The sequence below is a fragment of the Staphylococcus sp. LKG3-1 genome (assembly GCF_048568385.1).
Lineage (GTDB): Bacteria > Bacillota > Bacilli > Staphylococcales > Staphylococcaceae > Staphylococcus > Staphylococcus saprophyticus.
In genome coordinates this window covers 2141862-2155841 of the sequence record NZ_CP183796.1, presented here as the reverse complement: position 1 = coordinate 2155841, position 13980 = coordinate 2141862, and the positions used below count along the sequence as shown (strand labels likewise).

The 13980-nt window shown below is 32.8% G+C and carries 10 protein-coding genes and 2 pseudogenes; 4 read left to right on the top strand and 8 right to left on the bottom strand.

Features of this window, described 5'->3' with window-relative positions; genetic code table 11:
* Window positions 1-252: 252 nt before the first annotated feature.
* From ACM595_RS10650 to ACM595_RS10640, 3 genes and pseudogenes are all read right to left on the bottom strand, one after another.
* Window positions 253-804 (bottom strand): GNAT family N-acetyltransferase, encoded by a 552-nt coding sequence (locus ACM595_RS10650; protein ID WP_002484244.1) that lies wholly within the window; start codon window positions 802-804, stop codon window positions 253-255.
* A gap of 339 nt (window positions 805-1143) precedes the next feature.
* Window positions 1144-2957: pseudogene (gene lip, locus ACM595_RS10645) on the bottom strand (YSIRK-targeted triacylglycerol lipase).
* 336 nt (window positions 2958-3293) lie between these two features.
* Window positions 3294-4625, bottom strand: a complete 1332-nt coding sequence (locus ACM595_RS10640; protein WP_172969229.1) for a sodium-dependent transporter — start codon at window positions 4623-4625, stop codon at window positions 3294-3296.
* A 298-nt stretch (window positions 4626-4923) separates the two neighbouring features.
* On the opposite strand from ACM595_RS10640, the gene brnQ reads away from it, so the two are divergent.
* Window positions 4924-6231, top strand: coding sequence for a branched-chain amino acid transport system II carrier protein (brnQ, locus tag ACM595_RS10635; protein WP_069820379.1), 1308 nt, complete (start codon window positions 4924-4926; stop codon window positions 6229-6231).
* A gap of 189 nt (window positions 6232-6420) precedes the next feature.
* Window positions 6421-6792, top strand: a complete 372-nt coding sequence (locus tag ACM595_RS10630; RefSeq protein ID WP_069821782.1) for an iron chaperone — start codon at window positions 6421-6423, stop codon at window positions 6790-6792.
* A gap of 504 nt (window positions 6793-7296) precedes the next feature.
* Here the strand turns inward: ACM595_RS10630 and ACM595_RS10625 are convergent.
* A complete protein-coding gene (locus ACM595_RS10625; protein ID WP_069821781.1) occupies window positions 7297-8034 on the bottom strand; it encodes an alpha/beta hydrolase in 738 nt (245 codons plus the stop codon).
* Window positions 8035-8196: 162 nt separating this feature from the next.
* Window positions 8197-8385 (bottom strand): annotated as a pseudogene (locus ACM595_RS10620) (hypothetical protein); the annotation flags it as partial.
* Window positions 8386-8622: 237 nt separating this feature from the next.
* Between ACM595_RS10620 and ACM595_RS10615 the strand changes: the two are divergent.
* Window positions 8623-9222: a poly-gamma-glutamate hydrolase family protein gene (locus ACM595_RS10615; RefSeq protein WP_419744292.1), complete on the top strand. Its 600-nt coding sequence runs from the start codon at window positions 8623-8625 to the stop codon at window positions 9220-9222.
* A gap of 65 nt (window positions 9223-9287) precedes the next feature.
* On the opposite strand, the gene ACM595_RS10610 is transcribed toward ACM595_RS10615, so the two are convergent.
* Window positions 9288-10502 (bottom strand): CynX/NimT family MFS transporter, encoded by a 1215-nt coding sequence (locus tag ACM595_RS10610; RefSeq protein ID WP_002484251.1) that lies wholly within the window; start codon window positions 10500-10502, stop codon window positions 9288-9290.
* 225 nt (window positions 10503-10727) lie between these two features.
* Window positions 10728-11240: a GrpB family protein gene (locus ACM595_RS10605; RefSeq protein WP_037539123.1), complete on the bottom strand. Its 513-nt coding sequence runs from the start codon at window positions 11238-11240 to the stop codon at window positions 10728-10730.
* Between the two features lie 244 nt (window positions 11241-11484).
* Between ACM595_RS10605 and ACM595_RS10600 the strand changes: the two genes are divergently transcribed.
* Window positions 11485-12924, top strand: a complete 1440-nt coding sequence (locus tag ACM595_RS10600) for an MDR family MFS transporter (protein ID WP_037539124.1) — start codon at window positions 11485-11487, stop codon at window positions 12922-12924.
* A gap of 62 nt (window positions 12925-12986) precedes the next feature.
* Here the strand turns inward: ACM595_RS10600 and ACM595_RS10595 are convergent, their stop codons facing one another.
* Window positions 12987-13877 (bottom strand): LysR family transcriptional regulator, encoded by an 891-nt coding sequence (locus ACM595_RS10595; protein WP_002484254.1) that lies wholly within the window; start codon window positions 13875-13877, stop codon window positions 12987-12989.
* Window positions 13878-13980 lie beyond the last annotated feature (103 nt).

The following is a 13980-nucleotide window of genomic DNA, read 5'->3' as shown; positions in this document are numbered from 1 at the left end:
GAATGCTTTTTCACTACTTAGGGATTACTCAACACAATTGAGCACAATTATATTAAAGAAAGGGTAACAAAACAAAGCGAGGTGAGTTAGATGACCTTTTTCATTGATATCATTAAAAAATTCGTTAGTTTATTCACAGGTAAATAATTTTCAAAAATTATTTGATGGGTTTGGGACATAAATAGTTGTCTCAAGCCCCTTTTTTATTAGAACATAGGTGCAAGCGCTCACTCCTTTTTAACCTTTTCCATGTTAATCATTTAAGTATGTCCATTCATCTCGCAGTATGCCCATTTTAATCGCATCATATAATTGGCCTTCTACAATTCTTGCTTGACGAATACAAGCTTCTTCTTTCATACCAACTTTCTTTGCAAGTTTTATCATCCGTTTATTACCAGACCAAGTGGAAATACCAAGTCGATGTACAAAGTTCTGTTCAAATAAATAATCTACCCACAATTTAAATACTTCAGAACCAATACCACTTTCCCAAAACTTTGTATCATAGATGACAATACCTATTTCTAACCAATTTGTATTTTTATCCACCCAGTACGATCCAACTGTACCTATAAATTGACCATCAGCCATAATAGCTAACGTACTTTCTACATTGGGATAAATGTAACGCCCTTGTTTCGTTCGCTCAAAAAATGTAGATTTATCTATTTTGGGTTCATTAATATACAGTCCATTCCATTTTTTAGCTGCTTGTTGCTTTTCTTCATACTTCCAATAATAAATTTCATCAATTATAGCATCGTCTATGGCTACTAATTCACCTTTTGAAAATGGAATCATTGAAACGCCTCCCAACTATTAGTACGTATTATACGCATGATTATTTAATAAATATACTTTCATCCATAAAAAAGCTCTTCCTAAAAAGTTTACACATATTGCGTGCCTACTTTAAGAAAGAGCTTGTGATATATAGCTTATAAAAGCAATTTTACTTAATAAATCTCTCATAAATAACTAACTTACGCTTAGATGTTCAAATCATCTTAGCGAACTGATATCATATTTTACTATTTTATTAAAAGAATAAAGATTTTATTACTCTGAAGAAAGAACCTAATAAATCGAATAAGTCACCTGACATCATCATAACCTCCTTCGCAAAATTTATCGCACAAATTATGCATCAAATTGTTCGTTACGTACTAAATCATCGGCTAAACCATGCCAAAACTGTTGTAGTTCTTCTGTTGGATGGCTATAATCCGATGCATCTTGACCAACGAAATCTACATGATCCCAACCATGTTTGATAGGTGTTACTTGCCATATACCTTTTTGAATTTGATCTGTTGCTTCTGTATATGGCTGATTAAATGGATGTTGTGCTGAAATTGTAGAAATCAGACCATCATTTTCACGCCATTCTTTTTCTGCTGCTTTCCCACTCACATTACCTGTAACAGTGAATGGGAAGAACATGCCGATATCAGATTTTTGCTTACCTAATAATGTCGGTCTTGTAGATTCACCAGTATAGGTTTTATATACAATATTAGGATTTAGGGACGTTTTTTTATTTAACTTTTCTGCGCCTTCACGTGTTAAATCATAGAAACCATTATCTTGCGTTGTCCAAAGTGCACTATTTTGTACACGTTGTACATATTTAACATATGATTCCCCTTCTCTTTGTTTAAGTCCCCATTGTCCAAATCCAAAATCTACTTTAGAGTTTTTATTACCTTTGAATTTCGCATAATCAAAGGCCAACTGTCTTACAAAGGCTTCATTACCCAATTTATCTGCGGCAATTGTACCATTATGTGGCGTACCTAAAGTCGTAATAGAATTAATCATATTGTCATTCGTACCTTGATATAATGGTGAAATTTCACCACCATGCGCTTTTTGATATTCTATTTCTTCTTTGTTGCCGTTACGCAACAGTTCTTCTAATTGTCTTACCGTTTGTCCACCCATACTATGCGCTACTAGATGTACTTTTTGTCCTGGCTGCCAATCTTTATACACACCTTCATATGTTTTTCCGTATCGGTTATGTCCATATTTTTCAGCATGTGCTGCACCATAGTCCACAGTACCACCTTTTATGTAGTAATAAAGTTCAACGGCACGGTCATAGTTACTGCTTAATGCACCTATACTTGCTTCATATGTTTCATATCCATTACTTTCTAAGTCTTGGCGAATATCTAATTTGTCGCCACCCCAGTAATGCGATAAAACAGATGGATTGATATCATCTGTGAAACCATTAAAGCCATGAACCAAAATGATTGGGTCTTGGTTTTTATACTGTCCTTGTTTAGCAGTTTTATTTGGTTGTTCAGCTGTTTTGTTAACAGCTTGCTGAGTTTGATTTTTCGGTGTTGCTACCGCGCTTTCTTTTAATGCTTTTAGTGATTTATCTTGATTATCTTTACGTTCGTCATCTGAATTGGTATTTGCCGCTTTTTCACCATTTAATTTATCAAACGATAGTCCTGACTTATCTGTAGTAACAGCCGCTTCTTTGTTAGGAGATGGGCGCTCAGTTGATAACGTATCCGTATTTTCCGTCAGCTTATTTTTGTCTGCTTGGTTATATTCCGGGTCTACTTCGTCTGCTTGCTCTTGTTGTACTTTATCTTTTGCGTTGTATTTCGGATCTACTGTATTTTTATTATCAATTGCTTTTGTTTGATCGGATTGTTGTTCAGTATGTAAGCTTGTATTATTCGTATTTTTTCATCATTCGCTTGTGTATGATCATTTTCAACCGGTATTGCTGATGTTTCATTCACTAATTTTTCTTATTTATCATTCCCCAATTGATTCCCACTCAATTGTTGTACCTTTGTTTCAGTATGATGGTCTTCTTCAGTAGCCTGAGCTGTCCCTACACCTAAAAATAGTAATGAACCTATTAAAATTGAAGAAGCGCCGAAAGTAAATTTACGTATACTGTACTTGTTTTGTCTTTTATCCATGTTCAACACCTCTTGGTTAATGATTTTATACACATTCAAATAAAACTATATGAAAAGATTAACGATAAAACGTGGTATCAGTTCAAAAAACTTACCAATTAAAGCTTTCATACGATTCAACCCCTTTAAAAGAAAACGCTTACATCGTTTTCGAAAATTTTTATTTATCAAAAGAATAATTTAAGATATTAAGTCCATACATCGTATCTAAAAAATTAAAACTTTTAATAAATAATTTAATTAGATTTTACTAAAAACTGCTCTCAAGTCAATGATAGAGTGCAATTTAATTTTGCGCAATCAAAAAAGCACTCGCCAAATAACGACGAGTACATTTTAGATAAATTGAGCAATAAATATTAGTACGATGATGACCGGTAAAATAAATTTCACTAGATAATACCACGGCATAAATAATTTAAATTTATCTTTTCCAAAATGGGCTTTTAAATCATCTTTGTTTAGCAATTGGCCTACCACTAACGTTGTCCCTAATGCACCTAAAGGCATTAATATGTTAATAACTAAAAAATCCATATTATCAAATATTGAACCTGCGCCAAATTGAATACCACTTAAACTACTAAATGACAATGTAGCAGGTATACTAATCATAAACACTAATAAACTAGCATAAAAAGCAACAGGTTTACGTTTTGAATTATCATTTTTAGTAAAGTTTGAGACGTTTAATTCAAGTAATGATATAGAAGAAGTCAGTGCTGCAAACAAGAATAAAATTAGAAAAATTAAATAGAATCCTTGTCCAAAAGCCATTTGATCAAATACTTTTGGTAATACTTTGAATAATAAGCCAGGACCTTCAGTTGGACTGTAACCAAATGCAGCGATTGCTGGGAATATCGCCATTCCTGCTAATACCGACACCAAAATATTCATAGCAACAATTGAAACTGCAGAAGTCTTAATAGTCATTTCTTTCGAAGCATAACTAGCATAAGTAATCATGCCCGTTGTTCCTAAAGATAAAGTGAAGAATGATTGTCCAAGTGCAAATAAGACACCTTCCATGGATATATCTTCTAAACGTGGTTCTAAGATAAACTTCAAGCCTTCCATTGAACCCTCTAAAGAAAGTGATTTAATCACAATCACAATTAAAAAGATAAACAGTAATGGCATCATAAATTTAGATGCTTTCTCTAAGCCTTTTTCGACACCCATCATAACAATAATCATTGTTAATAAAATAAAGATACCTTGACCCGTAATGGTTAACCAAGGATTTCCTATAATCGTCTCAAATGCTATACTTCCTAATTGATCATTACTAAAAGTTAATATTTGAAACGCTACATTGATGATATATATAACGATCCAGCCACCAATGACACTATAAAAACCAAATAATATAAATACTGCTAAATTACCGTTCCAGCCAATGACATTAAGCCAACGCTTTTTCGTTAATTTTTCATATATTTTAGTTGTGTAGGTTCTCCCCATTTTACCTACAGTAAATTCCATTATAAGTAGTGGCAATCCTACAAATATCGTAAATACTAGAAACATTAGTAAAAACGCACCACCACCATATATGCCAGCCATATATGGGAATTTCCACATAGCTCCTAGTCCGATAGCAGAGCCAGCACTTGCTAAAATAAATCCTGTCGAGGATTTCCATTGTGATTGTTTATTCATTATTTTTACATCCTTTATATTTTACAAAGCTTTATTGCGTTAAAGCGTTCGCGTGACATAGCATCTACTATAACATTTTTTTACGACTGACTCAATATATTTTTACACATGATTTCCTTATTAAAACCATGACACCAGTCATAGCAAGCTATAATAACATATGAATGTTTCATGAACTTTCATATGAAAAATACTTTAAATATTATAAATTATCTGACATTTCATTGAATATATATTCAATTTATGATAAAGTAGCATGTGTTTTGTACAAGACAATCTCCTTGAAATCGAGGTATTAAGAATGAATAAACTCATACTAATTTCTGGTCTTATGTTATTTTCATTTTTCTTCGGGGCCGGAAATTTAATATTTCCACCTATGTTAGGTTATACAGCTCAAGAAAATATGTGGGTTTCTATGACTGGATTCGCTATTACAGGTATTTTACTTCCTTACATAACTGTAATCGTTGTGGCATATATGAACGGTGGCGTTGAAAGTATTGGGAATAAAGTACACCCAATCTTTGGTACTGTTTTTGCTATCTGTATTTATTTATCTATCGGAGCACTTTATGGTATTCCAAGGGCGGCTAACGTTGCCTATGAAATCGGAACCAACCATGTTTTACCGGTACATAATCATTTCACTTTAATTATATTCTCGCTTATCTTTTTCCTAGTTGTTTATCTAATTGCGCTTTATCCAAATCGTATTATTGATAACCTTGGAAAATATTTAACGCCGATATTAATTATTATTATTGCAGTTTTATGTATTTTAGTAATTATTAATCCCGAGGGTTCAATCGGACAAGCGAGTGGCGAATATGCTCAAACACCCATCGTGTCAGGTATTTTAGAAGGTTACTTCACCATGGATTTAGTAGCGGCGTTAGCCTTTTCTGTAGTCATCGTTCAAATGTTTAAAATGAGCGGTGTAAACGATCATAAGACGCTTGTAAAAAATGTAATTAAATCCGGACTGATTTCAGCCATATTATTATTAATTATCTATTTTGCACTGGCATATGTGGGCGCGACTACAAGTCATGAAGGCTTTAAAGATGGAACTGGTATATTAACATTCAATTCGTTACGCGTATTTGGTTCAATTGGAAACTTATTGTTTGGCATTATTGTTATCTTGGCATGTTTAACAACATGTATTGGTTTAGTTAATGCTTGCGCAGCTTTTGCTATGAAGAAATTACCAAAAATATCCTATAAGATGTTTGTTTTAATTTTTTCTTTATTAGGCTTTTTAGTTTCGACATTAGGATTAGAATTGATTTTACAAATCGCTGTGCCACTCTTAACATTTATTTATCCAACATCGATTGTATTAGTCCTTATATCATTGGTAAGTATTTTCATCCCATTTGAGATGAAATATGCATTTATATTACCAACACTTATAACACTATTCATTTCGTTGTTACAAATATTTAATGATTTTAACCTGTTCCAGCCATTAATTTCATTATATAAAGTACTACCATTATCAGATATACAATTAAGCTGGTTGCTTCCATTCATTATTTTATTATTTATTGGATTAATCATTGATTATTTCTTAAAAAATAAAACCGTCAGGACATCTAAATAGTCTGACATGCCATACTTAAATACATGATTTAAAATTCATTGAGTATTCGTTACCTAGATTAAATGAGGTAGACGAATACTCTTTTTTAGCTACAAGGATATATATATTATTGTCATTTGTTATAATCAGTATAAGCAAATACATGCAATTGTCATATGATTAATAAAACATATAGAATGGAGCATTGTCATGGATACATTCAATACATTTTTAGAAACAATTGATAACGACAAACACAGAACAACATTGTCTGAAGTTCTGAACTGGATTGCAGATACATTTCCTAACTTGGAAACAACGATAAAATGGAATCAGCCTATGTTTACGGATCACGGCACGTTTATCATTGGATTTAGCGTTGCGAAACAACATTTTTCAATCGCTCCTGAAGCTAAAGCCTTAAATGAATATGCACAACAAATTGAGGCAGCTGGTTATTCGCAGACCAATAACCTTTTTCGAATAAAATGGAGCCAAGACATAGATTACGCATTACTAAAAGCTATAATTCAATACAATATAGAGGATAAATCCAATTGTGATACATTCTGGAGACCATAATTTGAAAAATACATCTTTCTTTTTTGTGCTGATTCACTAAAGACGAAAACCGCATACAAGACCCCCTCAGCTAGTTTTCCAGTGAGGGGGTTCTGTTCATGATTCTATTTATTCAGTAAAATCACTTCATATCAGTTATTTAAATATTTCACTATCATTTTAATAATAAATTGGAAATATTTTTTGAATGGCTAAAGCAAATGTTTATAGGTTCTATTTTTATATAAAAGCCATAATTCCAGATATTAAAAATAAAATAGCGCAGATTAGATACAAGTATCCTAGTTTTTTCGATTGTTTCTTAACTATGACATAATAAAGTACTATCATGGATAGTGCTAAAACAAGTGACGAGACGCCTCTATGAACAGATATGATATTAAACATGAACACCCCGTTCACGATAAAAAGTATTACCGATATCACAAGTGCAATTTTATCGAACTTATCAAGTCTTCTCTCTACTTGTTTCATTGACACATACCACCCTTTTGAATATTTTATCTAATAATCTTCAAAAAATGCGATGATGTCTTGTTCTACTTCCAGATGACCCTCACCATAAGTCATCAAATGTTTAGAGGGGCCATAGCCTTTCATTTCTTTGTCTTCGTGTTGGATGCGCTCATAAATATAATGTGCACTCGTTTCATAAGCATCATCATCTTGCTCGCCATATTTAATTGCAATCGGTGCAGTAATATCCTTTAAATCCGCCATGACATTTTCTACCAATAATTGAAACTTATATAGCTGAGGACTATAATTTTCAATTTCAGCCAACTGTTGGTCAATATCTGCTTGTTCAAGACCAACTAAACTCCCCATACGCTGTCCATAAACTTCAAGTCTACCGGAAAGACCCGCATCACTTTTTCTATAAGGTGTAGACATAATCGCTATTGAACTTATCTCTTTGCTTTCTGCCAATTTCAATGACAAGATACCACCTAGCGAAATACCGCACACACTAATTTCTGAATATCCTTTATCTTTTAAAAATTGGTAACCGGCCGTTGCATCTGCTAACCAATCATCAACATCAAATGCCATTAATTCATCAAGCATTAAACCATGTCCTTTGTATGCCGGTACATAACAGGTAAATCCCGCTTCATGTAATTTTGTTGCTAATAGTTTTACATCTCGTACGGTTCCTGTAAAAGAATGAAGCAATAATATCGCCTTTTCAGACGCTTCATGTTCCAAAAATATTGGATTCGGTGCCTTCACATTTATCATTATTTGTCACTCCAAATTTTAGTTTCCTTATGTATTGTAATTGAAAAGAACTTGTCCAACAAAATCTTTCATTTTAATCATACAATTAAAAAACTTCCTTTCAAAATGATAGACACAACATATCACTTTAAAAGGAAGTACTACAAATTCAATTTCCTATGCTTAATTCTTACTGAAAAACTGTAATTCATAAATAGATTCATCATTATAAACATTAAAGCTATCAATAATACCATTTAAATACAGTACTTGTGTTTTTCGACTTACATTATGTTGATATGATATTTTTACATTTAAATCTGATTCATAGCCATTATTTTTGATTGTCTTTTCAATTTCACTAAAAACATCTATACATTCTCCTCTTAAATTATATAAATATTTTATTTTTATCATTATAAAATGATAATATTATATTTATATAATTTTTATTAATATCTATAGTAGCAATATATGTCTTTTAAAAATAATAAATTACGCTTATTCATCAAAATTTACAATTTCCGTCTCTCTGTTATAACTATCTTGTTAATGTTGCTTTTAATTATTTTCTCTCCAGATTTAAGAGCTGAAGATACTTATCAGTCTATGACTGACTTAATGGATAATACAAACGAAGGTACAGATTGGGAACTCAGTTATAACGATAATAATAGTGACACACTTATCGGTGCTATTCACGGTGGTAACATTGAAGCTGGAACTTCTGAAGCCGCAAAATTAACTGCGAATAAAGGCGCATATCGCTACTATGCGTTTGAAGGTATTCGACCATCAGACAATTCTGATCTCCATGTAACTTCCACAAATTTTGATGAACCTATCATTGAATCAATGCAACAAAAGGTTTCCAGTTCTGTAATGATTCACGGGGCAGATGGTAATGATGCCACAATATACATTGGGGGCAAAGATGAAACACTTAAAGATTCAATTGAAAATGAACTAACTGAAAATGGCTTTAATGTAGAGGTATCTCCTAGTCATCTAGAAGGGGAATCCAGCCAAAACATTGCTAATAAGAACGCTGAAAATGCAGGTGTACAGTTAGAATTGACTACAGGTTTACGTCAATCTTTCTTTAATAACCAAGATTTATCATTTAATTCGCGTTCTGATCAAAGTAATTGGAGTATGACCCTATATGATTTTACTCAGGCCCTTAAGGACACGATTGAAGCAAAATAAATATGAATCAATCACAGTCACTGTTCATATCATCACTGTGTTCGATTCATATCTTTTTAAAAGTATTAAGTTTCTTCTTCCACCACTCTATTTTTAGCGGCTGCAAACCCAAAAATGAAAACTAAAATAGACATCATAATAAATGCAATAATGACAATGTCCCAGCTGTTTGTAAGGTCATGAAGCAATCCAATCAAAAATGGACCAAATGCAGCTATGAAATAACCAACAGACTGTCCAAAGCCAGACAACGAAATACTACCATTGCTAGTACGAGCACGTATTGAAAAGAAAGTCATACATAAGCTAAAACATGCCCCCATTGCTAAACCTACAATAACCATACCCATAATAAGTACTGGTAAGGATTGTGCAAAAAATAATCCAAATCCTATTAAAAAGAGCAATGTGACAATAATCACTAAAATACGTTGATTTTTTAATTTCGCAGCTATTACTGGAAATATAAATGTCATTGGTACTTGTGCAAATTGATTCAACATCAATAAATAACCTGCAGTATTAGGATCTATACCTCTGTCCATCAAAATAGAGGGCACCCATGCGACTATCGTATAAAAAATCATTGACTGAAATCCCATCGTTAAAGCGACCATCCATGCGATTTTGGATTTTATCATATTTAATTTTTTATTTTTGTTTAATTCAGCATTTTCAATCGTTCTTGTTTCGAGATTCGATCCACTGCGCACGGTTAATAGCCAAAGTGTTATGGCAGCCAGTCCTAATATGACCCAAAACACTAACGACAATCTGAACCCTAATATCGTCATTTCAGATAAAGGATGACTCAACCCTCCGCCCAATCCTGCAGTAAAATTCATCGTTCCACTATAAATGCCAGTCATAAGTCCTATCTGCATTGGGAAGTACCACTTTACATAACTCGGTAGGACAACATTTCCAAATGCAATGGCAACCCCTAATAAAATAGTACCGATAATAAACACATTAAAGTCACCCATAATACGTAATATTAAAGCTACAATTAACAATAACGTCGAGTAAAGTAATGTATAGGACATGGTCAAACGTATTGTAACTTTAGATACTAAGGGTGAAACAATTGCAAATATAATGAGTGGAATTGTTGTTAGAAAACCTGCGACACTATCGTTGATTGACATCGCTTCTTTAATTTCATGAATCACAGGCCCTACAGAAGTTAATGGCGCTCTTAAAGTTGATGCAATAAGAATGATTGCTATAACGACAATCCAATTTTTTTGAACTTTATGGTTCTGAGTTAATTCAGCCATTCTCCACCAACTTTCTCATTTTCATTTAATAAACTGATACTTATATACTGATGTAAGTATACAACAAATTTTTGACGTCGTTAATCGCATACGACTTATTAAAATGACAATCATTCTATTCTCTGAACAGATTTCTAACCACTCGCATTAGTCCAGATAACACTTAAGAGGGTTCATGTGCTTTATACACACACTTACTACTATTAATTTGAATCACAGACACTTTTATTTAAGATACCATTCAAGTGCTTGGCTTTCCATCCGTTTTACAAATGCATCTTTTCCGTCACAATATCCTTCTATATCATATGGAAACTGTTGTGCTAACGCCACTTTTAATTCTCCATATGCACGTGCCACTGCCACATTTGTTCTTAAATAGTCTCTAACTGCCAAATGACGATTAATTTCGTAACGATTTTCTTGTTGAAATGCATGCACATGATGCGTTCGAGGATTTTCTCCTTTTTTAAAAAAGCGTCTCCCTGTTATTCCATTTTCTCCTAATGCTTTATAACCTATATCTGCTATTGCTTCATTAAAATGATCTATTTTATTTATATCTTGTACAACAGGCATTATATCTATAATAGGCTTTGCCTTTAAGCCAGGAACTGACGTACTACCAATATGATATATTTCAATAATTTCATCACCCCATACCGAAAGGATTTTTTGCTTTTCATTTTCAAATTGCATTACCCATTGCTTTTGATGTGATTGAACCTCTATTTTCATAATTGCACACTTCCTCCCTATTTTTTTATAGTATACATCAACAACCATTGCCCTATCATGCTTCGCTTACCAATCCGTTATATTTTATATCCTTTTAAATATATTCCGAACAACTTGATACCATACTTATTTTTTAAAAAATAATTGTAAAAAATATTAGATTTTTAACCTTAATGGTTTGCTTTGCTAACTTAAAAGGCATAAAATTTATCGTTGGGATGTTATAAAAGGAGAGGTAATCGTAATGTCGGAAATTACAATATCAAATAAGAAACGAAACACTATTATTTTAGTTATGCTCAGCAGTGCTTTTGTCGCGATGCTCAACCAAACATTGCTCAACACTGCACTTCCTGCCATTATTTCAGGTCTTGAAATCACTGAAACAACTGCTCAATGGCTCATTACAGGATTCATGCTTGTTAACGGAATTATGATTCCTATGACTGCATTCCTTATGGATCGGTTTCATACAAGATCACTTTATATTTTTTCAATGAGTGCATTCTTAATCGGTTCCATTATAGCTGCTTTTTCACCATCATTTGGTTTACTTATGTTTGCTCGAGTGATTCAGGCTATTGGGGCAGGTATTTTACTACCATTAATGCAATTCACTGTCTTCACCCTCTTTCCTTCTGAAAAACGAGGATTTGCCATGGGTCTTACAGGAATTGTTGCGCAATCAGCACCTGCAATTGGCCCTACATTAACTGGATTTCTCATAGACAACTTTAGTTGGAGAGCTCCTTTTATCGTAGTTGCAGCAATTGCTATCATTGCCTTTATTATTGGTATTATATTTGTCGAAAGTAATAACGAAACAAAACGTACAGAACTAGATAAAACGTCTGTAATATATTCAACATTTGGTTTTGGATTAATGCTTTACGGCTTTAGTAGTGCCGGTAATCTTGGTTTCTCTTCACCCATTGTTATCATTTCATTAATACTTGGGATTATCATCGTAGGTATCTTTGTCATGAGACAAATTAGAATCGATAACCCATTATTAAATATGCGTGTATTTGCAAATAGAACCTTTTCACTATCTGCATTCGCATCTATGGTACTATTTATCGGTATCGTAGGTCCGGCTTTATTAATACCCATGTATATTCAAACTGGTCTAGGATTGTCGGCTATCTTATCCGGACTCGTCATCTTGCCCGGAGCCATTGTCAATGCATTTATGTCCGTTTATACCGGCAAAATTTATGATAAATATGGTTTGAAAATATTAGCCGTACCTGGATTCATCATATTAATTATTATGACAATTTTACATTGTTTCTTAACTACAGACACACCTTATTGGTATGTTGTCATTATTTACGCTATCAGAATGTTTGCAGTAGCACTCATTATTATGCCGTTAAATACGATTGGTATTAACGCATTAGAAGCAAAAAATATTTCCCACGGCACTGCCATTATTAATTCTTTAAGAATCATTGCAGGCGCTATTGGTACAGCAGTTATGATTACAATATTAACGATTGTTAGATCTAATTACACTGAACATGTTAGTGGTTCGCAAAGTAAAACAGAAATCATGCAACATGCTACAGTGCTTGGTATCAATGCTGCATTTGCCTTCACGGCAATTTTAATGATCATCGGTTTCGTCTTAACCTTAATGATTCGCACTAAAAAAGAAACAATCAATAGCCGTGAAATTTAATATAAAAAATCCCCTCACATCAGTAATGTGAGGGGATTCATTTGATTTGGTCTATGATGTATTTACTGACATGTTGCTTTGGTTTTGTCTAAAAATAATTGTGCCGCTTTTGAAAATGTATGATCCTTACGCCATACTAAATTATGTTTCGAAACTAATTTTGGTTTCAATGGAATGAAAGTAAGTTCACTTTCTGTAGACGTATCAATAATACTGTCCAATGTAATCGCATAACCCAATCCAGCCTTTACCATCCACCCAACATTGTAAGCCAAATTAAAAGTACTAACGATATTTAAATCGTCAAATTGTGTACCAAACCATTCTGCAAAATCATTTTTATCCAATGTTGTATCTAATACTTGTCTTGAACATATTAATGGTTTATCTACTAGATACTTATTAGTAATATATTTATTTTGTGACAATGGATCACCTTTTTTAACCACAACACCCCAATGATCTGAAGTAGGTAAATACAATGTCTTATATTTATTTAAACTTACTGGTTGAATCAGAATTCCAAAATCTAATAATCCCTTATCAAGCCTATTTGCGATATCGTCCGCATTACCACTATAAATATGAAATTGAATATTAGGGTGTTCATTGTGAATATCCTTAAAAATATTTGCGATAACTTCCATACCTTTTGTTTCACCACATCCTATATACACATTACCTTCAATACTCCTATCAATTACTTTGAATTCTTCTTGTATTTTATTAGACATTTCAAGTAATTCTTCAGCTCTATTTTTTAATAGTTGTCCTTCATCCGTTAGTTGAATATTATGATTACTTCTTTTAAAAAGTTTCACATTTAGCTCTTTCTCTAATTCTTTTATTTGTCTAGATAATGTTGGTTGCGTGATATGTAACGCATTCGCAGCACGCGTAATACTTTCTTCCCTAGCTATTCTCACAAAATATTGAAGTGTCTTTAGTTCCATAAGGCATCTCCTTTGAGTTATTCAAAATAAGCATAACTAAAACTTTAAAATAAGTATTTGTCATATCTCATTCTACCGCCTAAACTAAAATTATTAAAGTTTG